The following is a 25,494-nucleotide window of genomic DNA, read 5'->3' on the forward strand; positions in this document are numbered from 1 at the left end:
GCCCCGCCCCCACCGGCCCGCCAGGCCCGGCGGCCGGATCGCGACGCCGTGGCGGCGTGCGGTGTCGGCGGCGGCCTACCTGGTGAAGGTGACCTCCAGGGTGGCCGCGCTCTCCGTGCTGCTCTACGCGGTGTTCACCGTGTTCAAGGCCAACCCGGCCAACATCTGGTACCAGTTCGTCGAATCGCTCGCCTCATGGTTGTCCCTGGGGCTGGCCGGCCTGTTCCAGCTCGCCGATCCGCGCTGGACGGCGCTCGTCAACTACGGCCTCGCCGCGATCGTGTGGCTGATCATCGGCTCCGCGCTGGCGGGCCTGATCCGGCGCGCCGCTCCGTGAGGGCGGCGGTGAGCCGCTCTGAGCAACGGCTACGCTCCTTACGGAGGTATCAGGATAGACATGACCAGATCGACCCGTGAGCGGATCGTCGACGAGGCTCTGCGACTGTTCGCCGAGCGGGGTTACGCCGCCACTTCCGTGGCCGAGATCGAGGCCGCCTCGGGGCTGTCCCCCGGCGCCGGAGGGCTCTACCGGCATTTCAAGTCCAAGTACGAAGTGCTCGCCGCCGCGATCAACCAGCACGCCGCGCGCACCAGGAGCCAGGTGGCGGAGAGCCTGGCCGAGCTGAGCGCCATGGAGGCGTCGGCGGACCTGGAGGAGCGCCTGGCCCACATGTGCCGCGCGGGGCTGGCCAAGGTGCGCGAGGAGTCGGAGCTGACCCGGGTGTTCTTCCGCGACCTGAGCCAGTTCCCCGAGCTGGTCGCCGTGGTCAGGGAGGGGCTGCTGCAGCCCATGTTCGACGCGATCGTCACCTGGTTCATGGCTCAGCCCGAGTACCACGACGTGGATCTCGACTGGGCGGGCATCGCGGCCGTGCTCGGCGGCTCGGTCGTGCACTACCGGCTGTTCCAGGAGACCGTGGGTGAGCTCCCCGGGCACGCGGAGAAGGACCAGTTCGTCACCGCGTGGGTACGCCTGGCCGTCGGCCTGCTCCCCAGCCCGGCGCCCGTCAGGTGACGTCGAGCAGCCGGTAGGCCAGCCACACCACGCCCAGACCCGTACCGATCATGAACATGGTCCCGCTGACGTCGAAGAACTGCGTCACGAACGCCGACAGCCCGGCCTCCATGCCGACCCGCAGGCCGCCGATCAGCACGCCTCCCACCGAGTAGCCGAGCATCGGCGCGCCGATGCCGAGGACCTTGTCGCGGATCGTCCAGATGTCGCCGAACAACACGAGCGCGGCGCCGAGCGCCCACACCATGACCGGCACCTGGAAGATCGCCACGGGCGGCAGGTCGAACGGCACCAGCAGCGCCGCCATCACCAGGATCACCATCGCGGCGGCGTCGCGCGGGTGCTCCTTGACGATGGTCCTGGCGTCCCTGCCGTCGGTGGCCAGCGGGTTGGCGCTGAACATGGCGACCTTGCGCAGCCCCGCGAACGGCAGGTCCATGCCGGGCCGCCGGGTCAGGCGCTCCTGGGCGATCCTGCGGTGCTCGCGTACGCCCGGCGGCAGGTCACGGTCGTCGGCGACGGCGGCGAAGCGCAGGGTGACGCCGGCCTCCTCCTTCGGCGGGTTGCCGAGAGCCGGGGCGGGGCCTGGCGCGGGGGTCGTGACGGGCCCGATGGTGGGCCCGATGGTGGGGGTCGAGGTCGGCGCGGTGGTGGGCGCCGCCGGCGGCCTGGAGCGCAGCGTCGCGATCCCGGCCGCCGCCAGCCGGCCGGCCTCGCGTTCGACCAGCGCGACCGGATCGCCGAACCTGGCCAGCACCTTCGACACCTCGCGCGGTTTCCGGCTGCCGCGCAACTCGACCTCGATCCTGGCCCGCAGCCGCTTGGCGAAGTCGAGCCGCTGGTCGGCTCTGAGCACGCCGTGCGCGGCGTCGGCCGCCTTGGAGACGTAGTTCAGCACCTGCTGGTCGGCTCGCTCAATCACGTCAAGCAATGCTGCCCCAATCGAGGTGGACATACCATGGCAACGATGGAGTTCACGGAGTGGATCAGGGGACGCACCGACGGACAGCTGCGGGTGCTCGTGTCCGCGCGTCCCGAGCTGATCACTCCGGTGCCCGCACATCTGGAGGGCCTGGCGTCGCGCGCGGCCAGCCCTTCGGCGATCGGCAGGGTGCTCGACCGGCTCGACCGGTTCACGCTGGCGGTCGTCGAGACGCTCGCCGTCCAGCCCGGGCCGACATCCAGGAAGCAGCTGCGCGACCTCATCGGCGCGGCCCTGGCCGACGACCAGGAGACGGGGCAGGCCGACCCGGAGCCGGCGCTGTCGGAGGCGCTCGGCAGGCTGTCCGACCTCGCCCTGGTCTACGGCCCCGACGACGCCCTCGACCTGGGCCCCGGCGTACGCAAGGTGCTCGAAGACCCGGCGGGGCTCGGCCCGAGTGCCGTCGACGCGTTCCGGCACCACGCGCCCGAGCACCTGGAGGAGATGGCCGACGACGTCGCGCCGGGCACCGATGGGCCGGGCAAGGAGCGGCTGGCGGCGGCGCTGGCCGAGCCCGCCGCGCTCGTCGGCGCCGTCTCGGCCGAGGCCAGGGGCGCGCTCGACCAGCTCGTCTGGGGCCCGCCGACCGGACGGGTGCCCAACGCCAGACGCGAGGTGCGCGTGGCCTCGGCCCGTTCGCCCATCGAGGAACTGCTCGCGCGCGGCCTGCTGGCGGCCACCGGCGAGGAGAGCGTGACGTTGCCCCGCGAGGTGGGGCTCTACCTGCGCGGCGGGCGTGTGCACCGCGGTCTGCCGGCCACGCCGCCGCCGCTCGAAGGGATGGCGCGCGACCCGGAGCTGGCCGACCGCACGGCGGCCGGGCAGGCGTTCTCGTTCGTCAGGTCCGTGGAGGAGCTGTGCGAGCGATGGGGCGTCGATCCGCCGGGCGTGCTGCGCACCGGCGGTCTGGGCGTACGCGACCTGAAACGCACGGCGGGCGAGCTCGACCTGCCCGAATGGGTGACGGCGCTGGTCGTCGAGGTGGCGCACGCGGCCGGCCTGATCGCGGCCGGCGGCGGCGTCGACGGCGAGTGGCTGCCGACCTCCGGCTATGACCTGTGGCGGGTCAGGTCGGCCGCCGACCGGTGGATGACGCTGGCGGCCACCTGGCTGCGCATGGACCGGGTGCCCGGGCTGGTCGGCGACCGGAGCGCAGGAGCTCGCCGGGAGAGAGCGGTCGGAGCGATGCCGGCGAGTGGCGAAGCGGGCGCGACCGTCAAACGCGGCGACGACCGCGACAGGCCGCTCAACGCCCTCCACACCGACCTGCGCCGTTCGTCCGCCGCGGGGGTCAGGGAGGCCACGCTTCGGGTGCTGGCCTCCGCTCCCGGCCTCGCACCCGGGCGTGACTCCGTGCTCGAACGGCTGGCGTGGGAGCAGCCGCGCCGCCGGGGGCCGCTGCGCGAGCAGCTCACCGAGTTCGCGCTGCGTGAGGCCGAGCAGGTGGGCATGACCGGGCTGGGCGCGCTGGCCGGGCACGGGCGGGCGCTGATCGAGGGCGACGACGCGGCCGAGGTGCTCGCGCCGCTGCTGCCGGAACCCGTCGACCACGTGCTGCTCCAGGCCGATCTCACCGCCGTCGCGCCGGGTCCGCTGACCAGCGAGCTCAACCGCTGGATGACGCTCACCGCCGACGTCGAGTCGAAGGGCGGGGCCACGGTCTACCGGTTCAGCGAGGGCTCCGTACGCCGGGCGCTCGACGCGGGGCACGGCGCGGAAGAGCTGCTGTCGGTGCTCGGCCGCCACTCGGCCACGCCGGTGCCACAGGCGCTGTCCTACCTGGTGACCGACGTGGCCAGGCGGCACGGCCGCATCCGCGTGGGCACCGCGAGCGCGTACATCCGGTGTGACGACCCGGCGCTGCTCGACCAGATCACCGCCGACCGCCGCTCCGCCGCGCTGCGGCTGCGCCGGCTCGCCCCCACCGTCATCGCCTCCCGCTCCTCGCGGGCGGCGCTCGTCGACTCGTTGCGCGCCATGGGGTACGCCCCGGTCGCGGAGTCGATCGAGGGCGATGTGATCGTCTCCCAGCTCGAAAGCCGCCGTACCGAGGGCGCGGCGCCGGTGCGCACCATCGCGTCGTCGAACGGCCTCGACCCCGAAGTGGCGGCGGCGGCCGTACGCGCGCTGCGGGCCGGCGACGCGGCGCACCTGGCGCGGCGCGAGCCCGTCGACGCGCCCAACGGCCAGGTGCCGCGCGGGCCTGCTACCGCGACGATCTCGGCCCTGCAGGAGGCGATCAAGCGGGGCGTGCGTGTGTGGATCGGCTATCTCGACTCCCAGGGCAACGCGACCTCGCGCATCCTGGAGCCGGCCCGGATGGAGGGCGGCTACCTGACCGCCTACGACGAGACCAGAGCCGCCGTGCACCGCTTCGCCCTCCACCGCATCACGGGCGTGACCGGCCTCTGACGCGGGGCTCAGCCGTCCCCCGGCGAGGCGGTCCGCCTGGCCCCGATCAGCGCGCCGGCTCGCCGTCGCGGACCAGCCGCGTGGCCAGGCGGACCACCGCGGCGGGCGTCGGCAGGGTGAGCGCCTGGTTCCTGGCGGCGGCCAGCTGCTCGGTGCCGGCGCCCGCGCGCGGCCCGTAGGTGCTCAGGCAGAGGTCGAACAGCTCGCCGGGGTCGGGGACGCACCACGGCTGCTCCACCTCGACCGCCTGGGAGGGCCCGCCGTTCCTGGTGATGACGAGGTAGGAGCCCAGCTCGGCCAGCTTGCGGGCGAGGTTGACCAGCTCGATCCGCTCGGCGCCGGCCGCGGTCCAGTCGTGCAGCACGTACGCCTGCCCGGGCCCGTAGTCGGTCGCGGAGAGCAGCTCCAGGACGGTGGCGGCCGGCGACAGCACCGTGATCGTGCTTTCGGCCAGCGACATGCGCGAGAGCAGGGCGATGGCCCCCAAGCGTTTGCCGGTCTCCTCCGCGCCCACGAGGACCAGCAGGTGCCGCATGGCCAGGCGGCGCACCGCCTCGGGGAAACAGCCCGGCTCCCGGTAGGAGCGGAGCAGGATGTCGGCCTCCCGCCGGCAGAGGTCGCGCGTGACCGGATCGGTCGTGGCGCGCGGCCGGTCGTTGACGGCGATGACGCTCTGACTGAACGTTATGGTGTCGAGGTCGATCTCGCCTGGTTCAGGCGTGTCGGTCACGAAGCCACCTCGGTGATTGACTGGAAACTTGTCTACAGGAAAGATGGAAGATCAAAAACTTTTTTCTTTTCCCACGAAGGCGATACGGAGCGTCACAACAGCGCTCTGAGCTGGCCTTACGTGCGACTCGCGGGTTTATGGGGACACCTCGACCACTCCCTTCGCCTAGATCTTCCACCATGGAACGATCGAGGTCGAGCAGAAAACACAAATGGCCACAGACGGAGGTTTATATCGTTTTACCGACCCCAGCGAGTATCGTCCGCATTGGCCGGTCAAGGGTGCCCGGCGCGACATCAAGGGTTGACGGCGCAACGTCATTCGCATCAGGTTGGGCATGTGACCGAGCAAACGCTGGGCGGGCTGGCCGAGGAGTCATGGAGCCGCTTCGACGACCACGACGCGATGTTCTACGAAGGGACGTGGCTCCGCAGCCACGCACTCGCCGAACGCGCGCGCCGCATGTGCGGCGGATTCGTCGAAGCCGGCATCCGGCCCGGCGACCGGGTGGCCGTGATGATGGCGACCTCCCCCGAGGTGCCGCTGCTCTACCAGGCGTTGTGGGCGGCGGGCGCGGTGGTGACGCCGGTGGTGTTCCTGGTGGGGCCCGAGGAGCTGCGGCACATCCTGCACGACAGCGGCGCCCGCACGATCGTCACCTCGCCCGAGCTGGAGGAGACCGTACGCGCCGCCGCCGTCGACATCCCGATCTTCGTGGACACGGCCGAGCTGGAACGGGCCTCCGAGCACGGGCTCGTGCACAGGGATCCCGGCGACCTGGCCGCGCTCATGTACACCGGCGGCACCACGGGCAAGGCAAAGGGCGTCATGCTGAGCCACCGGGGCCTGTGGCAGGTGGCCAGGGCCGTCTATGAGCTGTCCCGCCAGGAGGGCAGAAACCGCGCGCTGGTGCCCGTACCGCTGTCCCACGCGTACGGGCTGATCATCTCGGTCGCCTCGATGCACGCCACGGAGCCGCAGCAGACGGTGCTGATGCGCTGGTTCGAGCCGAAGGCGTTCCTGTCGCTGGCCGCCGAGCAGCGCGTCCAGTATGGCACGGTCGTCCCGTCCATGATCCAGATGCTCCTCGCCGAACCGCTGGAGTCGCATCCGCTGCCCGACCTCGCCTTCCTCACGTGCGGCGCGGCCCCGCTCGGCAGGCGGACGCTGGCGGAGTTCGAGCGCAGGATGCCGGGCGTGCAGATCCTGGAGGGCTACGGGCTGACCGAGACCAGCGCCGTGACGACCTTCAACCCGCCGGACCGGCGCAAGGTCGGCAGCGTCGGCCCGCCTCTGCCCGGTTACACGATCACCATCCGCGACAACGAGGGCGAGGCCACGGAGACCGGGGACATCGGTGAGATCTGCGTCTCCGGCGAGTCGCTGATGCTCGGCTACTGGGGCGAGCACGAGCCCGACCCCGAGGGCACGGCGCTGGCCGGCGGTGAGCTGCGTACGGGCGACATCGGCTGCGTGGACGACGACGGCTACCTCTACATCGTCGACAGGAAGAAGGACCTGATCATCCGCGGCGGCTTCAACGTGTTCCCCCGGGACGTGGAGGACGCGCTCAACCAGCACCCCGACGTGGTGCTGTCGGGCGTCGTCGGCCGTCCCGACCCGCGCGTCGGCGAGGAGGTCGTGGCGTTCGTGCAGATCAGGCCGGGCGCCGAGGTCGGGGCCGAGGAGCTGATCGCGTGGGCCCGCGACCGGGTCGGCAGGGTGAGACATCCGCGGGAAGTGAGGTTCGCCGACTCGATCCCGTTCACGAGCGTGCTCAAGCTCGACCGGAAAGCGCTGCGCGCTCTGCTCGGCTGAGGAGCCGCGACCACGTCACGGCTGACCGAGTGCGCTCACTCGGTCAGCCGCGCCTCAATTCCGTGATAAGTGTTGACCTGTCTGGAGGTGACCATGAGCCAGGAAGACCCATCGGGCTATCCGTACCAACCGTACGGCGCGCCCTACGGCGACCAGCCGCCCCCGCAGTACGGCTACGGCTACGGTTATCCGCCGCCTCCGCGCAACGACGGCCCGCTCGCCAACGCGATCGTCTCGCTCGTGCTCAACCTCCTCGCGCTCGTCTCCTGCTGCAACGTCCTGGGCCTGCCGGGCGCGATCCTCGCGGGGCTGGCGCTGAGCAAGGCGCGCAACGAGCCGCACACCGCCCGCACGATGGTGATCTGGAGCTGGGTCCTGTTCGGGGTCGGCTTCGTGCTGGGCATCGGCACGATCCTCTTCCTGGGCCTCAACGGCTATCTCGACGACTGACCAGGCTCAGCCTTTCAGCCGACGCCGCGAACCATCTCCACGGAGAGATACGCTGGGAGTCGCGTGCGAACCGGGCACGCCTGCGATGCTCCAGCAACACTGCCTCCTGGGCAGGCGAGGGCTGAAGCCGGTAGCGAGACGCACCGATCGACCTACCGATCATCACCGACAAACCCAGGAGACCACCAGGATGTCCGACCATTCCGCGTTTCCTCCCCGCTCTGAAGAACGGGCCATCCACACCGTAGGTGTCCAGTGAGCGACGGACCGCTGATCGTCCAATCCGACAAGACGCTGCTGCTCGAAGTCGACCACGAGAGGGCCGACGCGTGCCGCAAGGCGATCGCGCCGTTCGCCGAGCTCGAGCGCGCCCCCGAACACGTGCACACCTACCGCGTCACCCCGCTGGCGTTGTGGAACGCCCGCGCGGCGGGACACGACGCCGAGCAGGTCATCGACGCGCTGATCAGCTTCAGCCGCTACCCGGTGCCGCACGCCCTGCTGGTCGACGTCGCCGAGACCATGGCGCGCTACGGCCGCCTGCGGCTGGAGAAGGACCCGGTCAACGGCCTGGTGCTGACCTCCACCGACCGGGCCGTGCTGGAGGAGGTGCTGCGCTCCAAGAAGATCCAGCCGATGCTGGGCGAGCGGCTCGGCCCCGACTCCGTGATCGTGCACCCGAGCGACCGGGGCAACGTCAAGCAGGCCCTGCTCAAGCTGGGCTGGCCCGCCGAAGACCTGGCCGGCTACGTCGACGGGGAGCAGCACCCGATCACGCTGAAGCAGGACGGCTGGACCCTGCGCCCCTACCAGCAGGAGGCGGCCGACGCCTTCTGGCACGGCGGTTCCGGCGTGGTCGTGCTGCCGTGCGGCGCGGGCAAGACGCTCGTCGGCGCGGCCGCCATGGCGCACGCCCAGGCCACCACGCTGATCCTGGTGACGAACACGGTCTCCGCCCACCAGTGGAAGACCGAGCTGCTCAAGCGCACGTCGCTGACCGAGGACGAGATCGGCGAATACTCCGGCACGAAGAAGGAGATCCGCCCGGTCACCATCGCCACCTACCAGGTGATGACCACCAGGAGGAAGGGCGTCTACAGCCATCTGGAGTTGTTCGACGCCCGCGACTGGGGCCTGATCGTCTACGACGAGGTGCACCTGCTGCCCGCCCCGATCTTCCGGATGACCGCCGACCTGCAGGCGCGCAGGCGGGTCGGGCTGACCGCGACGCTGGTGCGCGAGGACGGCCGCGAGGGCGACGTGTTCTCGCTGATCGGTCCCAAGCGTTACGACGCACCCTGGAAGGAGATGGAGAACCAGGGCTGGATCGCGCCGGCCGACTGCGTCGAGGTGCGGGTCACGCTCACGGACGACGAGCGGCTGGCGTACGCGATGGCCGAGTCGGAGGAGCGCTACCGTTTCTGCGCGACCACGCCGTCCAAGACGCAGGTGACCGAGGCGCTGGTCCGCCGCCATCTGGGAGAGCAGGTGCTGGTCATCGGCCAGTACATCGACCAGCTCGACGAGCTCGGCGAGCACCTCACCGCGCCAGTCATCAAAGGCGAGACCCGGGTCAAGGAGCGCGAGCGCCTCTACCAGGCCTTCCGCGACAAGGAGATCCAGGTGCTGGTGGTGTCGAAGGTGGCCAACTTCTCCATCGACCTGCCCGAGGCGGCCATCGCGATCCAGGTGTCGGGGACGTTCGGCTCGCGCCAGGAGGAGGCGCAGCGGCTCGGGCGCGTGCTGCGGCCCAAGGCCGACGGCGGGGGCGCCCGGTTCTACACGGTGGTCAGCCGCGACACGGTCGACCAGGAGTTCGCGGCGCACCGGCAGCGGTTCCTCGCCGAGCAGGGGTACGCATACCAGATCATCGACGCCGACGACGTGCTCGGCGGCGTGTGACGGCGATGCCGGCGGTCATGCCCAGCCGCTCGCCCGAGCGGCCGGGCATCAGCGTGGCTTCACGTCCACGAGACTCCGCGGGTCGAAGACAATCGAACCACCCCCCTCACCTGCGTACTATCACGCCGCCTGCGACATACCCCCATGATCCGACAAACCCACCTGATATGCCCGAATATTTCGGTATTCCGAGCTTGATCCCTTGCAAGCGGATCTGCCCCCCTACCTGACCAGCAGACCGCCGACGAAGAGCACGCCCCCCGCGACGATCCAGCACAACACGCCTGCGCCCATCAGGTGGCCGAACGTCCGCGGGTCGTGCCGCGACCACGGCAGCAGCCAGGCCGCCACCGTGCAGCACGCTGCGACCACCGCGAACACCCCCGACAACGTGGAGACCGTGCCGAGACGCTGCGAGCACGTCGCCATCGACTCGCCACCGGCGCAGAACGCCTGCAGTCCCCACCCCGCGAACACCGAGAGCCCCCACAACGCCGCCAGAAGGAAGCTCGCGATCGTGGGGATGATCGGCGAGAAGCGGAGCCGGACCCGCACCACCACCTATGCGTACCCGCACCGCCGGAGCTAAATGCTTTGGAAGCCCCCAATCGTGGCGACTAAACTGGCGGATTCGCTGCCTGTAACCACCTCCGTCCTTCAACCAGGGAGGCGCTTCCGCATGCCCGCACACCAACTTGCCCCCGACATACCCACCGACGTGCTCGCCGCCGAGCAGGCCCACCTGGCCGAGTCCCGAGCCGCGCTCAAAGCCATGCGCACCCACGCCCAGTCCCTCTCGTCCGACGCGGCCGGCGACTGGGTGTCGCAGCAGATCCTCCAGTCGCTGCTCGACCAGCGGGTGGCCGCACTCGCCGACCATCCCGACACCCCGCTGTTCTTCGGCCGACTCGACCGCGCGGAGCGGAAGAGCTCGCGACGAGAGAGCGGCGAAGGCGCCGGCGAGCAACGCAGCGGTCGCGACCATGAGCACGAGGAGGAGGGCGACGACCTGCCCGGCACGATCTACGTCGGGCGCCGCCACGTGCACGACGGCCACAGCAGGCCGCTGGTCATCGACTGGCGCGCGCCGGTGTCCCGCGCGTTCTACCAGGCCAGTCCCGCCGACCCCATGGGGATCGCGCGCCGGCGCCGTTTCGGCTACCACGGCGGGGCGCTGACCGCGTTCGAGGACGAGCCACTCCGCGAAGGCGTCGAGATCGGCCCGTCCAGGATCCTCACCGAGGAGATCGAACGCCCCCGCACCGGCCCGATGCGTGACATCGTCGCCACGATCCAGCCCGACCAGGACGAGATCGTCCGCTCCACCCTGGCCCAGACGGTGTGCGTGCAGGGCGCCCCCGGCACCGGGAAGACCGCCGTCGGCCTGCACCGCGCCGCCTACCTGCTGTTCACCCACCGCGAGCGGCTGGCCAGGTCGGGCGTGATGATCGTCGGACCCAACCGGGCGTTCCTGTCCTACATCTCCTCGGTGCTGCCCGCGCTCGGCGAGGTCAAGGTCGACCAGACCACGGTGGCCGGCCTGCTCGGCGAGCACGCCGCGCCCGAGGACCCGATGGTGGCCGCGGTGAAGGGCGACGCCAGGATGGCGGCGCTGCTCGAACGCGCGCTCTGGCTGCACATCGTGAAACCGGAAGAGGGCCTCGTCTACACCAAGGGCGCCTACCGGCACCGGGTGGCCGACTACGAAGTACGCGAGATCGTGGCCTCCCTGCGCGGCACCACGCGGTACAACCCCGGCCGGGCGGCGCTGGCGCAGCGGCTGGCCCACATGGTCCTCGTACGCATGGAGCAGCGCGGCGAGTCGCCCGACGACCGGGTGCAGGACGCGGTGGCCCGGTCGAAACCGGTGAAACAACTCGTGGACGCGGTCTGGCCCAAACTGACGCCCGAACAGGTCCTCCACCGCTTGCTGTCAGATTCGGAATTCCTGGCGCGAGCCGCTAAATCAGATTTGTCGCCTGAAGAGCAGGAAATGCTCCTGTGGCGGAAGCCGTACCGGAGCTGGAAGTCCGCCAAATGGTCGGCCGCCGACGCCGCGCTCCTCGACGAGCTCCGCGACCTGATGGAACGCACGCCATCGCTGGGCCACCTGGTGGTCGACGAGGCCCAGGACCTGTCCGAGATGCAGTTGCGCGCCCTCGGCCGCCGCTGCCGCAACGGCTCGGCCACCGTGCTCGGCGACCTCGCCCAGGGCACCACGCCGTGGTCGACGCGTTCGTGGGATTCGGTGCTCGACCACCTGGGCCAGCGCGAGGGCGAGATCACGGAGCTGACGCTCGGTTTCCGCGTGCCGAGGGAGGTCCTGGACTACGCGGCCCGCCTGCTCCCCTCGATCGCCCCCGACCTGGCCGCCCCGCAGTCGCTGCGGCCCGGCGCCGGGTCTCTCACCGTGCGCGAGGGCGGCTCGGTCGCCGAGGCCGCCAGGGAGGCCCTGGCCAGGGAGGGCTCGATCGGCGTCATCGCCCCTGACACAATGGTCGCCGCGGTCTCCGAGTCCCTCGCCGGCCTCCCCCATGCCGTTCTCGACCCCGACTCGACCGAGGAACACCGCCTGCTCATCGTGCCCGCGACCCTCGCCAAGGGCCTGGAGTACGACCACGTCGTCGTCGTGGAGCCCGCCGACATCGTCGCGGCCGAGCCTCGCGGCCTGGCCAGACTGTACGTGGTCCTGACCCGGGCGGTGACCTCGCTGACGGTCCTGCACGACAAGGCGCTGCCGCCACAGCTGGCGGGCTGACGGGCGTCCGGCACGGCCGCTTCTAGGATGGCTGGGCAAGGAGCTCTCAACCTAGGAGGATGCCGTGCCAGCACCCCTTCCCCATGAACACCTGCCGTCGGTCCCCGCGCTCGTGGTGGAGAGCGACGACCTCCAGGACGGCGAGCGGCTCAACGACCTCCATGTCTTCAACGACTGGGGCATGACCGGCCAGAACCTCTCGCCCCAGCTACGCTGGTCCGGCGCTCCCGCCGAGACCCGCTCCTACGCCGTCACCTGCTTCGACCCCGATGCCCCCACCGGCAGCGGCTTCTGGCACTGGGTGCTCTTCGACGTTCCTGCCTCGGTCACCGAGCTGCCGACGGGCGCGGGCACGGCTCCGGAGTTCAAGGGTCTGCCGGCGGGCGCGGTGCACGCCCGCAACGACTACGGCACCAAAGACTACGGCGGCGCCGCCCCGCCTCCTGGCGACCCGCACCGCTACGTCTTCACGGTCCACGCGCTGGGGGTCGACTCGCTCGGCGTGGACAGCGGCACCAGCCCGGCGGTAGTGGGCTTCAACATCACCGCCAACACCCTGGCCCGCGGCCATATCATCCCCCACTACGGGGTCTGACGACGGGAAAGGCGCCCCACCTCACGCTGGTGGGGCGCCTTTCCCGTGGGCGCTAGTCGCAGGTCCTTACCACCGACTGCAGGTTGCCGAGCAGCGGCACCCATGCCTGAAGCGCGCACAGCGACGTGCTCCGGGTCACGGTGCTGGTGAAGACGACCGGGTCACTGGCATGCGCGGGAACGGCCGTGAGGGTCACGGAGGCAAGGCCGAGAACAGCGACGCCCAGCATGCGCTTACTGCGGGAGAACAATTTTCTGCTCCTTCGATGAGGTGATGTGGTGACCACCCTTTCTCACTCGAAGTAGCAGTTCAATTGCGAAACGTAATGGCAGGGAAACAAAAACAAGAGCGGCCCGGAAAACCGGGCCGCTCTTTTGGGACGTGCGCCGCGAACAGGACCTAGAAGTCCATGTCGCCGCCGCCGGGCATGCCGGCAGGAGCGGCCGGGGTCTTCTCCGGCTTCTCGGCGATGACGGCCTCGGTGGTGAGGAAGAGCGCCGCGATCGAGGCGGCGTTCTGCAGCGCCGAGCGCGTCACCTTGGCCGGGTCGAGAATGCCGGCCTCGAACATGTTGACGTATTCGCCCGACGCGGCGTTGAGACCCTCACCCGGGGTGAGGTTGCGCACGCGCTCGACCACGACGCCGCCCTCGAGGCCGGCGTTGACCGCGATCTGCTTCAGCGGCTCCTCGAGAGCCTTCTTCACGATCGCCGCACCGGTGGCCTCGTCGCCGTTGAGCTCCAGCTTGTCGAACGCCTTGGCACCGGCCTGCAGCAGCGCCACGCCACCACCCGGGACGATGCCCTCCTCGACGGCAGCCTTCGCGTTGCGGACGGCGTCTTCGATGCGGTGCTTGCGCTCCTTGAGCTCGACCTCGGTCGCCGCACCCGCCTTGATGACGGCCACGCCGCCGGCCAGCTTGGCCAGCCGCTCCTGGAGCTTCTCGCGGTCGTAGTCGGAGTCGGTGCGCTCGATCTCGGCGCGGATCTCGTTGACCCGGCCGGAGATCTGCTCGGCGTCACCGGCGCCGTCGACGATCGTCGTCTCGTCCTTGGTCACGACCACCTTGCGGGCACGGCCCAGCAGGTCGAGGGTGGCGGTCTCGAGCTTGAGGCCGACCTCCTCGGCGATGACCTGACCACCGGTCAGGATCGCGATGTCGTTGAGCATGGCCTTGCGGCGGTCGCCGAAGCCCGGGGCCTTGACGGCCACGGAGCGGAACAGGCCGCGAATCTTGTTGACCACCAGGGTCGCCAGGGCCTCGCCCTCGACGTCCTCGGCGATGATCAGCAGCGGCTTGCCCGACTGCACGACCTTGTCGAGCAGCGGCAGCAGGTCCTTGTTGGCGGAGACCTTGCCGTTGACGATCAGGATGTAGGGATCTTCGAGCACGGCCTCCATGCGGTCGGAGTCGGTGACGAAGTACATCGACGTCATGCCCTTGTCGAAGCGCATGCCCTCGGTGAGCTCGAGCTCGAGGCCGAAGGTGTTGCTCTCCTCGACGGTGATGACGCCTTCCTTGCCGACCTTGTCCATCGCCTCGGCGATGAGCGCGCCGATCTCGGGGTCGGCGGCGGAGATGGAGGCGGTCGAAGCGATCTGCTCCTTGGTCTCCACGTCCTTGGCCAGCTTGGAGAGCTCCTCGCTGACCCGCTCGACGGCCGCCTCGATGCCCTTCTTCAGAGCCATCGGGTTGGCGCCGGCGGCCACGTTGCGCAGGCCCTCACGCACCAGCGCCTGGGCGAGCACGGTGGCGGTCGTGGTGCCGTCGCCGGCGACGTCGTCCGTCTTCTTGGCGACCTCCTTGACCAGCTCCGCGCCGATCTTCTCCCACGGGTCCTCGAGCTCGATCTCCTTGGCGATGGACACACCATCGTTGGTGATCGTGGGAGCGCCCCACTTCTTCTCCAGCACGACGTTGCGCCCCTTGGGGCCCAGGGTCACCTTGACGGCGTCGGCGAGCTGGTTCATACCGCGCTCGAGACCGCGCCGGGCGTCCTCGTCAAACGCGATCATCTTGGCTGCCATAAGGCTAGACCTCCCAGATGCAGGGTGGCTTGTCGTGGACCGAGCCGACGCCCGCGACGGCATGGGTCAGCATCTCCGTTCGGCAGACCCCATCGTCTCGATCCGGTGTTGGCACTCTGCTGCACAGAGTGCCAACGAACTGTTTAGCACTCTACCCTGCCGAGTGCAAGCGAACTCGCCCGTGCCGGCTCTTCCCCCCAGGTCAGTCGTCTGTCCGGCGAGCCGCCCCGCGGGCGCACCGCTGGCCGCGGTTCGCGCGCACGGCTCGCCGTACCAGGATCGACGAAAGAAAGGTGACGGTTCGCACGGACTGCGCTGCCGCGCGAACCCGCCGGTGCATACCAGTGCGGTGAATCAGACCGTCCTGACGGACTCCGCCTGCGGCCCCTTCTGGCCTTGCGTGATCTCGAACTCGACACGCTGTCCCTGTTCGAGAGAGCGATACCCGTCCATCATGATCGCTGAGTAATGGACGAATACATCCTTACCACCGTCTACCGCGATGAAGCCATAGCCCTTGTCCGCGTTGAACCACTTGACGGTGCCCTGCGCCACTTCCGACTCCTCTTACTGGGCTCCCAGACCTCGCCCATTCCTCCGCGAGACCCGTAATCGCCTGACTTAACAGAAAATCAGCCAGGCGATCGCCCTCGACCATACCTGTGGCACGGGGTTTGGCAACAGAGTCAATCCGCAAACTGCGCATTTCCTCTCATCGACGGTTCAACGTTGAATTGTTGGGAAAAGAAGAAGGCGCCCACAAGGGGCGCCCTCGCCGAAGTGTGATCTGCCGCACTCACCCGCCGGCGACGGCGGGGATGATGGAGATCTGGGTGCCGTCCGGCGCCGGGGTGTCCAGCCCCTGGGCAAATCGGACGTCCTCTTCCCCCACATAAACGTTGACAAAACGCCGAATCTTGCCCGATTCATCCAGAATTCTCGCGCCGATACCCGGGTAGTCAGAGTCCAGCGTGGCCAGCACGTCACGAAGAGTCGCGCCCTCGCCACTGACCTCCGCGTTGCCCCCGGTGTAGGTGCGCAGAATGGTGGGAATCCGCACAGAAACGCTCATGGTTTAACTCGCCTTTCCTGGTTCTCAGACAGTCGCGCGGAACGCGTCGAGGGAGGGCTTGATCACGGCCGTGGGTCTGGCGTCGCCGCTGATCGCGTCGAGCGTCTTGAGGCCGTCACCGGTGTTCAGCACCACGGTCTCGGCATCCGGGTCGAGTTGCCCGGTCTCGGTGAGCTTCTTCAGCACGCCCACGGTCACGCCGCCCGCGGTCTCGGCGAAGATGCCCTCCGCCGAGGCCAGGAGCTTGATGGCGGCCACGATCTCAGCATCCGTGACGTCCTCGACGCCCCCTCCGGTCCGCCGCGCGATGTCCAGCACGTACGGCCCGTCGGCGGGGTTTCCGATGGCCAGCGACTTGGCGATGGTGTCGGGCCGGACCGGCTGCACGACGTCGTGCCCCGCCTTGTAGGCGGTCGACACCGGTGAGCACCCGGCCGCCTGCGCCCCGAAGATCTTGTAGGGCGTGTCCTCGACCAGCCCCAGCGCCACCAGCTCCTTGAAGCCCTTGTCGATCTTCGTGAGCTGCGAGCCCGAGGCGATGGGGATGATGATCTGCTCGGGCAACCGCCACCCGAGCTGCTCGGCGATCTCGTACGCGAGCGTCTTGGAGCCCTCGGCGTAGTAAGGCCGCAGGTTGATGTTGGTGAACCCCCACTTGTCACCGAGCGGGTCGCCGATCAGCTCGGAGCAGAACCTGTTGACGTCGTCGTAGGTGCCCTCGATGCCGATCAGCCGGCCGCCGAACACCCGGGCCATGGCGATCTTGGCTTCTTCGAGGTTGGCCGGGATGAACACGCACGCCTCCAGCCCGGCCCGCGCCGCGGCGGCCGTCACCGCGCCCGCGAGGTTGCCCGTGGAGGAGCAGGAGAGCGTGTGGAAGCCGAAGTTGCGGGCCGCCTCGACGGCCATGGCGACCACGCGGTCCTTGAAGGAGTGGGTGGGGTTGCCCGAGTCGTCCTTGACGTGGAGAGATCTGATGCCGAGCGCCCGTCCGAGGTTGCCGGCCTTGACCAGCTTGGTCCACCCGGGGTTCATGTTGGGCTTGTCGGCGACGTCGACCGGCACGGGCAGCAGCGAGCGGTAGCGCCAGATGTTGGCGGGGCCCGACTCGATGGCCACGCGGGTCACTTCGCCGAACTCGTAGGCCGCTTCGAGCGGCCCGAAACACTCCTGACAGGCGAAGCTCGGACCGAGCGGGTAACGCGCGCCGCACTCGCGGCAGGACAGACCGACGGCGGGACCGAAATCGAGCGACATGAAGCGAGGCCTTCCCTCATCTTCGTCTGCGGCCACCTTGACCTCAGACCGGAATTGGCACCTTGTCCCGGTCGGCCTCGCCAGGTCGCGAGTCACAAGCCGGGAGGGTTGCCGGGGCTTCGCAGGGCCGGTCCCTCCACCCCTCTGGATGAGCAATATTCAGTTGTTGCAACGGACTCTACCCGCCCACGTGGCGGAAACGTCCTCCCGTCTCAGATCCTGAGACGGATGATCTCAGCGATAGTCGTCTCCCAGCACACCCTGAACATATTTGCGCGCCTGGTGGATGCGCGATTTCGCGGTGCCGAGCGGGATGCCGAGCTGGTCGGCCACCTCGTTGTAGTCGAGCTGGACGATGTCGCGCAGAACCAGGGCCTGCGCCAGATCCGGCTTGTCGGCCTCCAGCGCCTCCATGGCGTCGAGCAGGTCGAGCCGCGAGCCCGCGATCACGCTGACGCGCCGCACGTCGGGCTTCTGCATCGGCAGCTCGTCCGAGCTCTGCTCGGCCGCCCGGCGTTTGAGCGACCGGTAGGTGGTCCGCGCGCAGTTGGCCGTCACGATGTGCAGCCAGGTGCTGAACCTGGCCCGTCCCTCGAAGCGCCCGATGTTGCGCGCCACCGCCAGCAGGGTGTCTTGGGAGGCCTCCTCGGCGTCCTGGTGGTAGGGCAGGATGCGGGCGCAGTGACGCATCACATCGGGCTCGATCCGCCGCAGCAGTTCGCCAAGAGCACGGTGGTCTCCGGCCGCGGCGGAGCGGGCGAGTTCCTCGGTTAGCTCATCAAGCGCCATAGCTGGGATCCTATGGTCGTAGGGAGCCTTGTTGGCATCCTTCCTTTTCCGATGGGCCGATCCCCACGATGATCAGTGTGGTTCCGTCTACGCCGACACGCCAGTCGGAAGGAGTCTCCTTGAGGTCTCACACCAGCTCACCGCCCTGCGGGCGGCCCGCCCGGCCGGAGCGGGCGCGGTGAACAACGTCCTGGTGGCCTCCAACCGCGGCCCCGTCTCCTTCACCGTCTCCGACGACGGTGAGCTGACCCTGCGGCGCGGCGGCGGGGGGCTGGTGTCGGGGTTGTCCGGCGTGGCCAAGGACGGCGTCCTGTGGGTCTGCGCGGCGCTGTCCGACGGTGACCGCAGCGCCGTGCACCTGGCCCCCGGCGGCCGCATCGACCAGGCCGGCTACGACACCGGCCCGCTGCGCATGCTCGACATCCCGCCCGCCACCTTCCACCGCGCCTACAACGCCGTGGCCAACTCCACGCTGTGGTTCGTCAACCACCTGCTCTACGACATCCCCAACGCGCCTCTCTTCGGCACCAAGTTCGGGCGCGAGTGGGAGTCCTACCGCGACTACAACGGCGCGTTCGCGCTGGCGCTGGCCGAGGAGGCCGGCCACGAGGCCAGGGTGATGGTGCAGGACTACCACCTGACCCTGACCCCGGCGATGCTCCGCGCCGAGCGACCGGACCTTCGCATCGCCCACTTCAGCCACACGCCGTGGGCACCGCCGGAATACTTCTCCCTGCTGCCCGACGAGGTGGCGCGCGAGGTCCTGGAGGGCATTCTGGGGGCCGATCACGCCGGGTTCCTCACCGACAGGTGGGCGCAGGCGTTCATGGACTGCTGCGAGGCGCTGCTGGGCGCCGAGGCCGACCGCGTCGGGCGCAGCGTCACCCACGACGGCAGGACGACCCGCATCGGCGTGCACAGCCTCGGCGTGGACGGCGCCGCCCTCTGGGAGCGGGCCTGCGAGCCCGACGTCGAGTCGCACATGACCGCCCTGAAGGAGCAGGTGGGCGACCGCAGGCTGATCGTCCGCATCGACCGCACCGAGCTGTCGAAGAACATCGTGCGCGGCCTGGTCGCCTACGGAGAGTTCCTCGGTTCCCACCCCGAGTGGCACGGCCGGGTCGTGCACCTGGCCTTCGCCTACCCGAGCCGGCACGACCTGCCGGAATATCGCGAATACACCGCGTCGGTGCAGCGCTGCGCCCAGCAGATCGAGGACGCATACGCCACGGAAGACTGGGACCCGCTGATCCTCAACGTCAACGACGACTATCCGCGCTCGCTGGCCGCGTACCGGATGGCCGACGTGCTGCTGGTCAACCCCATCCGCGACGGCATGAACCTGGTGGCCAAGGAGGGCCCCGTGTTGTCGCCGCGCTGCGCGCTGGTGTTGTCGAGGGAGGCGGGCGCGGCGGCCGAGCTGGGCTCCCACGCGCTCCTGGTCAACCCCTACGACATCAGCGGCACCGCCACCGCGCTGCACGACGCGCTCGTCATGCCCGAGGACGAGCGGCGGACGCGCCGCGACAAGCTGCACGCGGCGGCCACCGCCCTGCCGCCGCAGAAGTGGCTGGAGGCCCAGCTCGACGCCCTCGCCTGAGGGCTCAGCTCCAGCGGGCACGCTGGAGCACGCCGGACAACCCCGGCGTGCTCCACTGGTCGACGACCAGGATGCCGGTCTTCGGCAGATGCCACTCGCGCTGCACGTAGCGCGACCTCACCTGGCCGTTGGAGTAGGAGACGCAGGCGGCCCTCCACTCGCGGTAGGCGGCCCGGTGGCCGGGCCCGACCTGGCGCAGTCCCTTCGCCCTGGCCGCGCCGAGCCGCTGCCCCCACTTGCCGTTGTGCGGGCAGCGCTGCACGTCGGTGGCGGGGTAGAAGGCCGAGGCCCCGGTGTACGGCCGGAAGAGCTCGTCGCCCTTCTCGATGGCCTTCGGACCGAGGATCCAGAAGCCGTCGCACCCGGGAGTGCCGTAGCCGCCCTTGGGCTCGGCGCACTTGCCGGTCACCACGCGCGTCCAGCCGGGTTCGACCTTGTGGACCTTCCACGTGGCGGGCAGCCGGAGCGTCAGCCCGCCCCTGAGCGTGAGCGTCCGCGCGGAGCCTGCCTCGGCGGGCAGCGGAGCGGCGAGGAGCGCGGCGGCGACCGCGGTCGCGACGGCGAGATGGCGTTTCGGCATGTGCACGACCGTAGCGGCGGCCGCTTACGAACGGCTGAACGCGGACGCCAACTCGCCGAGCAGCGCCACCACCCCGTCGGGGCCGTCCACCACGATGTCGGCCCGCTCGGCCAGCGCCGTCACCTCGGCGGAGCCGCTGCACACGGTCACGCCGGGCAGGTTGGAGGCGTCGACGGCGTCGTACGCGGCCAGGTCGCCGAGGTCGTCGCCGGCGAACAGGACGGACCTCGCGACCCGCTCGGCCAGGAACAGGCTGAGCGCCTGGCCCTTGTCCATGCCCGGCGGGCGCAACTCCAGGACGTAGCGGCCGGGCTCGACCACCAGGCCATGCTTCTCGGCCAGCTTGGCCAGCGGCTCGCGCAGCTTGGCGAGGGTGCCGTCGGGGTCGGGGCTGCGCCGGGTGTGCACGGCCACGGCCCTGCCCTTGTCCTCGACGGTCACGCCCTCGACGCCCAGCGAGTCGAGCAGCAGCGGCAGCTCGGCCTCGCTGCGCGGCACGCCGGCGGGGGGCGGGGGCGCGGAGACGCGGCCGTGCTCCCAGCGCTCGAACCCGTAGTGTCCGAGCACGACCAGCCCCGGCACGCCGGTCAGCCCTGGCCCCAGCTCCAGCACGGTGGCCGCGGGCCTGCCGGTCACGATGACCACCGCGAGGACGTGGGCGCCCAGCTCGGCGAGAACCTCGGGCGCCTTCGGGTGGATCACGGCCTCGGCGGGATCGGGCACGATCGGCGACAGCGTCCCGTCGAAGTCGAGCCCGATCACGGCGCCTGCCGGATCGCTCAAGATCGCTTCCATTCCAGGGATGTTCCTCACGCGGCTGCCGTACCCAGCCGGTCAGGGGCGCATGCCCAGCCTTCTGGCGGCCCTGTCACGCTGACGGGTGGAGCGTAACCTGCGCAGCCTCTTGACCAGCATGGGGTCCTGCTCGAGCGCCTCCGGTCTGTCGATCAGCTCGCCGAGCAGCTGGTAGTAGCGCGTGGCGGAGAACCCGAAGGTCTCCTTGATGGCCTGCTCCTTCGCGCCCGCGTGGCGCCACCACTGGCGCTCGAAGGCGAGGAGCTCGTGATCGCGTTGTGAGAGTGATTGCCGGTGGGACGGCTCCTGGGCAGCATTGTCACCGCTGAGCGGTGCTCCCATGGTGTCCTCCTCGAAAGGGGCGTGTGACGATCATGTCGCACGCACGCGGCCCGTCGCCATCGTAATGTGCGGCGCGCTGCTGTTCATGGCGGTTCGACAGACGTACAGTCACCAAATGTGACCTCAGTAATCACGCTGCTCACGGACTATGGGCTCGAAGACGGCTATGTGGCGGCCTGCCATGGAGTGATCGCCGGGATCGCCCCCGAGGCCAGGGTGATCGACGTGTGCCACCTGATCCCCGCGGGAGACGTACGACGCGGCGCGGCCGTGCTCGCCCAGACCATCCCGTACCTCCCTGCGGGCATCCACATCGCCGCGGTCGATCCGGGGGCGGGCGCCTCCAGGCGCGCGGTCGCCGTCGAGGCGGGCGGCCGGGTGTTCATCGGGCCCGACAACGGGCTGCTGTCGTGGGCGGTGCACGCCGGCGGCGGCGCGCAGGCGGCCCACGAGATCAGCAACGAGCAGCACTTCCTGCGGCCGGTCTCGCCCACGTTTCCCGGGCGCGACGTGTTCGCGCCGGTCGCCGCGCGGTTGTGCGGCGGGCTGAGCCCGGCGGAGCTGGGCCCGGAGATCCCGGTCGGCAGGCTGGTCTCGCTGCCGGAGCCGACCTCCCAGTTGCGCGAGGGCTCGGTGGAGGGCGAGGTCGTCTCGGTCGACCGCTACGGCAACACACAGTTGTCGATCGCGGCGGGCGACCTGCATGCGCTGGGCGTGCGCGTGGGCGACACGCTGGGGGTGCGGCTGGGGCGGCGGCAGCTCTCGCTGCCGTACCGGGAGACGTTCTCGGCCGTGCCGCCCGGAGAACTTGTGGCGTTCGCGGACTCGGCGGGGCTGATCGCGATCGCCGTGAACTCCGGTGACGCGGCGCAGCGCCTGGGGCTCCCGCCCGGAGCACATGTCCGGCTTTCCCCCCTCTCTTAGGGCGAAAGCCACAGATCGGAATTACTCCGCGTATCGGTCTGTTTACTGAAGCGTCGGGCTGGCTCAGCGGTCGCGTGTCAGAATGCGGGTCAAACGTCCCCTCCCCCTCCCCTTCGAGGTCGACGTGCACCAGTTTCCTGTTGTCCTGCTCTCGATGTTGTCCGCGCTCCTGCCCGCCCCGGAGCCTCCCACGCCCGAACGCCGGCCCGTCCGGCCGGTGATGAGGGTCTTCCCCTTCGCCGTGCCAGGCCTCAGCCCGTCAGGGGCGCGGGTCACGTACGTGCTGGCCGGGGTCGCCCCCGAGGCGCCCTGCCCGGCCGCGTTCCAGCCCTCGGCCGTGGGACCCGGCTGCCGCACCGCCTTACGCGCGACGTACGCCGACAGCACCGGCACCTACGTCGCCACCGTGGGCGTCGCCGTGGTCGACGGCCCGCCGCCTCTCTCCTCCAGCGCCGGGCGGCCCGCGACCGTGCGGCCCCTGGCCTTCCCCGGCGGCCCGGCAGAGCGGTTCGGCGACCGTCAGTACGTCACCGGGATGGTGCTGCGGCCCGGCGGGCGCTACGTGGTGGCGGTGGCCGCGGGCTACGCCGACGGGCGGCCGTACCAGCCGGGCGACGGGGTCGAGCCGCGGCTGAGCGCCGCCGCGGGCCGGCTCGCGACGGCACTGCACCGGGCGCTGACCAGATGAGCAGGATCATCGTGCCCGCCCTGGTGACAACGCTGGCGGTGGGCACGGTGCTGGGCGCCGCCGCTCCGAGCGCCTCCAACGACGTCGACCGGGTCGCGCGGGCCGGCCAGTGGCAGCTCGGCGCGATGCGACTGCCCGATGCCTGGCGGACGAGCAAGGGCGCGGGCGTCGTGGTGGCCGTGCTCGACACGGGTGTGAACGGCCGCCACCCCGACCTGGCGGGCGCCGTGATCCAGGGGCCCGACCTGACCGGGGTGGTCGGGAGCCCGCACCGGTGGGGGCGCCACGGCACCGCCATGGCCAGCCTGATCGCCGGTCGCGGGCACGGCGACGAGCGCGAGGGCGGCGTACTCGGGGTGGCGCCGGCGGCCAGGGTGCTGTCCGTCAGGGTCACACTGGACAACGGCGACCCGCAGCGCAAGAAGCAGCGCTCGGGCGGGCGCAACGCTCTGGCCAGGGGCATCCGCTACGCGGCCGACCACGGCGCCGAAGTGATCAGCATGTCGCTCGGCGGCGGCAGAGGCGCCTGGGAGGGCTCGGCGACGGAGGAGGAGGCCGTCCAGTACGCGATCGCCAGGGGCGCCGTGCTCGTGGCCTCGTCGGGCAACGACGGCGCCGCCGCCAACAGGAAGAACTTCCCCGCCGCCTACCCCGGCGTGATCGCCGTCGGCGCCGTGGACCGGCGGCTCGCGGTGGCCGGGTTCTCCAACAGGCAGGACTACGTCTCGGTGGTCGCGCCGGGCACGGAGATCGTGACGGCCGACGGGCGCCGCTCGTACGTGATCGGAGACGGCACCAGCTCGGCCGCGGCCATGGTCGCGGGCGTCGCGGCCCTGATCAGGTCGGCGCATCCGAGCCTGTCGCCGTACCACGTGCGGCGGGCCATCGAGCTCGGCACCAGGAAGCGGCCGGCCGACGGCCACAGCCGCGCCTACGGGCACGGGGTGGTCGACGCAGTGCTCGCCCTGCGGGCGGCCGCCCGGCTGGACGTGCCCGCGCCAGGCGGCACGGCCCCCGAACCGTATTTCTGCGAGGCGCCGCCGTCCTCCAGGGCGCCGGTGGTCGCGGGCATGGTGATGCTGGTGGCGGCGATGTCGGCGCGGGTGCTGGTGACGCAGCGCAGGCGGCGAAGGGATGTAACCTAGCAAGCGCTTGTGTAATACTCCGGCTATGACGTTTGCGATCGACGGCTGGTTCGCCATCGACCACGACGGCGTCCGCCTCCTCGGCACCAGATGCGCGGACTGCGGCACCGTCTGCTTCCCACCGCGGCACGGCCTCTGCCCCGACCCCCGCTGCGGCGGCACGGAGCTCCGCGAGGTCAGGCTGCCGGGACGCGGGCGGGTCTGGTCGTACACGAACGCCTGCTACCCGCCGCCGGCGCCGTACGTGGCGGCGGAGCCGTACGAGCCGGTGACCCTGGCCGCGGTCGAGCTGGACGAGGCGGGCATCGTGGTGCTCGGCCAGGTCACGGGCCTGACGGTGGCGGAGCTGGAGGTGGGCATGGAGCTGGAGCTCACCTCGGGCCCCCTGGCCGATGGGCCCCACGTGTGGATGTGGCGGCGGGCGTCATGAGCGTCGTGGTGCTGGGCACGGGCATGCACCCCTGGGGCAAGTGGGGCCGTCCCTTCGTGGAGTACGGCGTGGCGGCCGCCCGCGCGGCCCTCAGCGACGCCGGCGTGGCCTGGACCGACGTGGACTTCCTCGTCGGCGCGGACACGATCAGGAACGGCTACCCCGGTTTCGTCGCGGGCGCCACCTACGCCCAGGCGCTCGGCTGGTCGGGCGCCAGGATCGCCTCCTGCTACGCCGCCTGCGCCTCCGGCGCCCAGGCCGTCGACATCGCGCGCACCCGCATCCTGGCGGGCCTGTGCGAGGTCGCCCTGGTCGTGGGGGCGGACTCCACGCCCAAGGGCTTCTTCACGCCGGTGGGCGGCGACCGGCCCGACGACCCCGACTGGCTGCGCTTCCGGCTCCTCGGCGCCACCAACCCCGCGTACTTCGGCCTCTACGCCCGCAGGCGCATGGCCGTCCACGGCTCCACCCCTGCCGACTTCGCCGCCGTCAAGGTCAAGAACGCGCGGGCCGGCTCGCTCAACCCCATGGCCCGCTACCGCAGGCCCGTCACCGCGGACGAGGTGCTGGCCTCCCCCATGGTCGCCGATCCGCTGCGGCTGATGGACATCTGCGCCACCTCCGACGGGGGCGCCGCCGTGGTGCTCGCCTCGGAGGAGTACGCCCGCCGCCGCGGCACGACCCCCCTGGTACGCCTGGCCGCCGTGGCCACCGTCACCCCGTCCTTCCCCAGCACCGTCCTGGAACTGCCGAACTTCGCCACCGACTCCTGGGCCGCCGCGCCGCCGCCCGAGAGGCCGTTCAGGGCGGCCATCGCGCACGCCGCCTACGAGGAGGCCGGGGTGGGGCCTGAGGACGTCTCCCTGGCGGAGGTGTACGACCTGTCGACGGCGCTGGAACTGGACTGGATGGAGGACGCCAGCCTGTGCCCTCCAGGAGAGGCGGACAAACTGCTGCGCGGGGGCGAGACGGCCATCGGGGGCCGCGTCCCGGTCAACCCGTCGGGCGGCCTGGCCTCGTTCGGCGAGGCCGTCCCTGCCCAGGCCATCGCCCAGCTCTGCGAGCTCACCACCCAACTGCGCGACCGAGCGGGCCCTCGCCAGGTCCTCCGCCCCCGCGTCGGACTGGCCGTCAACCAGGGCCTCTTCGGCCACGGCTCCGCCCTCATCGCGACCCTCTGAC

Annotated in this window: 26 protein-coding genes and 1 riboswitch; of the genes, 14 read left to right on the forward strand and 12 right to left on the reverse strand. The window is 70.6% G+C overall.

The genetic code is table 11. The features are described from left to right. Together E1294_RS52880 and E1294_RS23845 are read left to right on the forward strand one after the other, a co-directional pair. On the forward strand, nt 1-337 hold a 337-nt coding region (locus E1294_RS52880; protein WP_165977445.1), incomplete at its 5' end, for a hypothetical protein. Nucleotides 338-397: 60 nt separating this feature from the next. Continuing rightward, a complete protein-coding gene (locus E1294_RS23845; RefSeq protein WP_132511677.1) occupies nt 398-1,015 on the forward strand; it encodes a TetR/AcrR family transcriptional regulator in 618 nt (205 codons plus the stop codon). On the opposite strand, the gene E1294_RS23850 is transcribed toward E1294_RS23845, so the two are convergent. Continuing rightward, on the reverse strand, nt 1,008-1,937 hold the full coding sequence (locus tag E1294_RS23850; protein ID WP_132511679.1) for a hypothetical protein: 930 nt from the start codon (nt 1,935-1,937) through the stop codon (nt 1,008-1,010). The two genes, E1294_RS23845 and E1294_RS23850, sit on opposite strands and share 8 nt — an antisense overlap. Nucleotides 1,938-1,982: 45 nt before the next feature. Here E1294_RS23850 and E1294_RS23855 point away from each other — a divergent pair, with 45 nt between their 5' ends. Beyond that, nucleotides 1,983-4,409 (forward strand): helicase C-terminal domain-containing protein, encoded by a 2,427-nt coding sequence (locus tag E1294_RS23855; protein WP_132511681.1) that lies wholly within the window; start codon nt 1,983-1,985, stop codon nt 4,407-4,409. Between the two features lie 46 nt (nt 4,410-4,455). Here the strand turns inward: E1294_RS23855 and E1294_RS23860 are convergent, their stop codons facing one another. Then, nucleotides 4,456-5,139, reverse strand: a complete 684-nt coding sequence (locus tag E1294_RS23860; protein ID WP_132511683.1) for a hypothetical protein — start codon at nt 5,137-5,139, stop codon at nt 4,456-4,458. Between the two features lie 339 nt (nt 5,140-5,478). Between E1294_RS23860 and E1294_RS23865 the strand changes: the two genes are divergently transcribed. The 3 genes from E1294_RS23865 to E1294_RS23875 all read left to right on the forward strand — a co-directional run bounded on the left by E1294_RS23865 (nt 5,479) and on the right by E1294_RS23875 (nt 9,309). Beyond that, nucleotides 5,479-6,957: a class I adenylate-forming enzyme family protein gene (locus tag E1294_RS23865; RefSeq protein WP_246083227.1), complete on the forward strand. Its 1,479-nt coding sequence runs from the start codon at nt 5,479-5,481 to the stop codon at nt 6,955-6,957. Between the two features lie 93 nt (nt 6,958-7,050). Then, nucleotides 7,051-7,407 (forward strand): hypothetical protein, encoded by a 357-nt coding sequence (locus E1294_RS23870; protein ID WP_132511685.1) that lies wholly within the window; start codon nt 7,051-7,053, stop codon nt 7,405-7,407. Between the two features lie 255 nt (nt 7,408-7,662). Then, complete coding sequence (locus E1294_RS23875; RefSeq protein ID WP_132511687.1) at nt 7,663-9,309, forward strand: DNA repair helicase XPB; 1,647 nt, start codon at nt 7,663-7,665, stop codon at nt 9,307-9,309. A 222-nt stretch (nt 9,310-9,531) separates the two neighbouring features. Here E1294_RS23875 and E1294_RS23880 read toward each other — a convergent pair whose 3' ends face one another. Then, nucleotides 9,532-9,864, reverse strand: a complete 333-nt coding sequence (locus E1294_RS23880) for a hypothetical protein (RefSeq protein ID WP_132511689.1) — start codon at nt 9,862-9,864, stop codon at nt 9,532-9,534. A gap of 124 nt (nt 9,865-9,988) precedes the next feature. Here E1294_RS23880 and E1294_RS23885 point away from each other — a divergent pair, with 124 nt between their 5' ends. Together E1294_RS23885 and E1294_RS23890 are read left to right on the forward strand one after the other, a co-directional pair. Next, nucleotides 9,989-12,067: a HelD family protein gene (locus tag E1294_RS23885; protein WP_132511691.1), complete on the forward strand. Its 2,079-nt coding sequence runs from the start codon at nt 9,989-9,991 to the stop codon at nt 12,065-12,067. Between the two features lie 64 nt (nt 12,068-12,131). Next, nucleotides 12,132-12,662, forward strand: a complete 531-nt coding sequence (locus E1294_RS23890) for a YbhB/YbcL family Raf kinase inhibitor-like protein (RefSeq protein ID WP_246083228.1) — start codon at nt 12,132-12,134, stop codon at nt 12,660-12,662. 52 nt (nt 12,663-12,714) lie between these two features. Here E1294_RS23890 and E1294_RS23895 read toward each other — a convergent pair whose 3' ends face one another. The 6 genes from E1294_RS23895 to E1294_RS23920 all read right to left on the reverse strand — a co-directional run bounded on the left by E1294_RS23895 (nt 12,715) and on the right by E1294_RS23920 (nt 17,808). Beyond that, nucleotides 12,715-12,912: a hypothetical protein gene (locus E1294_RS23895; protein WP_132511693.1), complete on the reverse strand. Its 198-nt coding sequence runs from the start codon at nt 12,910-12,912 to the stop codon at nt 12,715-12,717. A 149-nt stretch (nt 12,913-13,061) separates the two neighbouring features. Continuing rightward, on the reverse strand, nt 13,062-14,690 hold the full coding sequence (groL, locus tag E1294_RS23900) for a chaperonin GroEL (RefSeq protein WP_132511695.1): 1,629 nt from the start codon (nt 14,688-14,690) through the stop codon (nt 13,062-13,064). A 354-nt stretch (nt 14,691-15,044) separates the two neighbouring features. Next, nucleotides 15,045-15,245, reverse strand: a complete 201-nt coding sequence (locus E1294_RS23905) for a cold-shock protein (RefSeq protein WP_106250594.1) — start codon at nt 15,243-15,245, stop codon at nt 15,045-15,047. Between the two features lie 241 nt (nt 15,246-15,486). Further along, complete coding sequence (locus tag E1294_RS23910; RefSeq protein ID WP_132511697.1) at nt 15,487-15,762, reverse strand: MoaD/ThiS family protein; 276 nt, start codon at nt 15,760-15,762, stop codon at nt 15,487-15,489. 24 nt (nt 15,763-15,786) lie between these two features. Continuing rightward, nucleotides 15,787-17,019: a threonine synthase gene (thrC, locus tag E1294_RS23915; RefSeq protein WP_132511699.1), complete on the reverse strand. Its 1,233-nt coding sequence runs from the start codon at nt 17,017-17,019 to the stop codon at nt 15,787-15,789. Between the two features lie 13 nt (nt 17,020-17,032). Then, nucleotides 17,033-17,174, reverse strand: a riboswitch (SAM riboswitch). Between the two features lie 79 nt (nt 17,175-17,253). After that, nucleotides 17,254-17,808, reverse strand: coding sequence for an RNA polymerase sigma factor (locus E1294_RS23920; RefSeq protein WP_132511701.1), 555 nt, complete (start codon nt 17,806-17,808; stop codon nt 17,254-17,256). 178 nt (nt 17,809-17,986) lie between these two features. On the opposite strand from E1294_RS23920, the gene E1294_RS23925 reads away from it, so the two are divergent. After that, nucleotides 17,987-19,408: an alpha,alpha-trehalose-phosphate synthase (UDP-forming) gene (locus E1294_RS23925; RefSeq protein ID WP_132511739.1), complete on the forward strand. Its 1,422-nt coding sequence runs from the start codon at nt 17,987-17,989 to the stop codon at nt 19,406-19,408. A 4-nt stretch (nt 19,409-19,412) separates the two neighbouring features. On the opposite strand, the gene E1294_RS23930 is transcribed toward E1294_RS23925, so the two are convergent. Genes E1294_RS23930 through E1294_RS23940 form a run of 3 tightly spaced genes read right to left on the reverse strand, consistent with a single transcriptional unit; the run spans nt 19,413 to nt 21,125 of the window. Then, complete coding sequence (locus E1294_RS23930) at nt 19,413-19,988, reverse strand: hypothetical protein (protein ID WP_132511703.1); 576 nt, start codon at nt 19,986-19,988, stop codon at nt 19,413-19,415. A 24-nt stretch (nt 19,989-20,012) separates the two neighbouring features. Next, complete coding sequence (otsB, locus tag E1294_RS23935; RefSeq protein ID WP_165977446.1) at nt 20,013-20,783, reverse strand: trehalose-phosphatase; 771 nt, start codon at nt 20,781-20,783, stop codon at nt 20,013-20,015. 39 nt (nt 20,784-20,822) lie between these two features. Then, nucleotides 20,823-21,125 (reverse strand): DUF3263 domain-containing protein, encoded by a 303-nt coding sequence (locus tag E1294_RS23940; protein ID WP_132511705.1) that lies wholly within the window; start codon nt 21,123-21,125, stop codon nt 20,823-20,825. Between the two features lie 117 nt (nt 21,126-21,242). On the opposite strand from E1294_RS23940, the gene E1294_RS23945 reads away from it, so the two are divergent. The 5 genes from E1294_RS23945 (at nt 21,243) to E1294_RS23965 (ending at nt 25,493) form a co-directional block, all read left to right on the forward strand. Further along, a complete protein-coding gene (locus E1294_RS23945; protein WP_132511707.1) occupies nt 21,243-22,049 on the forward strand; it encodes an SAM hydrolase/SAM-dependent halogenase family protein in 807 nt (268 codons plus the stop codon). 82 nt (nt 22,050-22,131) lie between these two features. Next, on the forward strand, nt 22,132-22,737 hold the full coding sequence (locus tag E1294_RS23950) for a hypothetical protein (protein WP_132511709.1): 606 nt from the start codon (nt 22,132-22,134) through the stop codon (nt 22,735-22,737). Then, nucleotides 22,734-23,882, forward strand: a complete 1,149-nt coding sequence (locus E1294_RS23955; RefSeq protein ID WP_132511711.1) for a S8 family serine peptidase — start codon at nt 22,734-22,736, stop codon at nt 23,880-23,882. The genes E1294_RS23950 and E1294_RS23955 overlap by 4 nt, the downstream gene beginning before the upstream one ends. 25 nt (nt 23,883-23,907) lie before the next feature. Beyond that, complete coding sequence (locus tag E1294_RS23960) at nt 23,908-24,312, forward strand: Zn-ribbon domain-containing OB-fold protein (RefSeq protein WP_132511713.1); 405 nt, start codon at nt 23,908-23,910, stop codon at nt 24,310-24,312. Then, on the forward strand, nt 24,309-25,493 hold the full coding sequence (locus E1294_RS23965) for a lipid-transfer protein (protein ID WP_132511715.1): 1,185 nt from the start codon (nt 24,309-24,311) through the stop codon (nt 25,491-25,493). Before E1294_RS23960 ends, E1294_RS23965 begins: the two co-directional genes overlap by 4 nt. Nucleotide 25,494: the final 1 nt, after the last annotated feature.

Origin of the sequence: Nonomuraea diastatica (genome assembly GCF_004349015.1) — a bacterium.
Taxonomy (GTDB): domain Bacteria; phylum Actinomycetota; class Actinomycetes; order Streptosporangiales; family Streptosporangiaceae; genus Nonomuraea; species Nonomuraea diastatica.

Bases quoted from the DNA above. Each gene is read 5' to 3' on its own strand.
- E1294_RS23845 (WP_132511677.1), top strand. From the start codon at position 398: ATGACCAGATCGACCCGTGAGCGGATCGTCGACGAGGCTCTGCGACTG.
- E1294_RS23955 (WP_132511711.1), top strand. From the start codon at position 22,734: ATGAGCAGGATCATCGTGCCCGCCCTGGTGACAACGCTGGCGGTGGGC.
- E1294_RS23855 (WP_132511681.1), top strand. From the start codon at position 1,983: ATGGAGTTCACGGAGTGGATCAGGGGACGCACCGACGGACAGCTGCGG.
- E1294_RS23940 (WP_132511705.1), bottom strand. From the start codon at position 21,125: ATGGGAGCACCGCTCAGCGGTGACAATGCTGCCCAGGAGCCGTCCCAC.
- E1294_RS23960 (WP_132511713.1), top strand. From the start codon at position 23,908: ATGACGTTTGCGATCGACGGCTGGTTCGCCATCGACCACGACGGCGTC.
- E1294_RS23950 (WP_132511709.1), top strand. From the start codon at position 22,132: ATGCGGGTCAAACGTCCCCTCCCCCTCCCCTTCGAGGTCGACGTGCAC.
- otsB (WP_165977446.1), bottom strand. From the start codon at position 20,783: ATGGAAGCGATCTTGAGCGATCCGGCAGGCGCCGTGATCGGGCTCGAC.
- E1294_RS23885 (WP_132511691.1), top strand. From the start codon at position 9,989: ATGCCCGCACACCAACTTGCCCCCGACATACCCACCGACGTGCTCGCC.
- E1294_RS23965 (WP_132511715.1), top strand. From the start codon at position 24,309: ATGAGCGTCGTGGTGCTGGGCACGGGCATGCACCCCTGGGGCAAGTGG.
- groL (WP_132511695.1), bottom strand. From the start codon at position 14,690: ATGGCAGCCAAGATGATCGCGTTTGACGAGGACGCCCGGCGCGGTCTC.
- E1294_RS23930 (WP_132511703.1), bottom strand. From the start codon at position 19,988: ATGCCGAAACGCCATCTCGCCGTCGCGACCGCGGTCGCCGCCGCGCTC.
- E1294_RS23910 (WP_132511697.1), bottom strand. From the start codon at position 15,762: ATGAGCGTTTCTGTGCGGATTCCCACCATTCTGCGCACCTACACCGGG.
- thrC (WP_132511699.1), bottom strand. From the start codon at position 17,019: ATGTCGCTCGATTTCGGTCCCGCCGTCGGTCTGTCCTGCCGCGAGTGC.
- E1294_RS23870 (WP_132511685.1), top strand. From the start codon at position 7,051: ATGAGCCAGGAAGACCCATCGGGCTATCCGTACCAACCGTACGGCGCG.
- E1294_RS23920 (WP_132511701.1), bottom strand. From the start codon at position 17,808: ATGGCGCTTGATGAGCTAACCGAGGAACTCGCCCGCTCCGCCGCGGCC.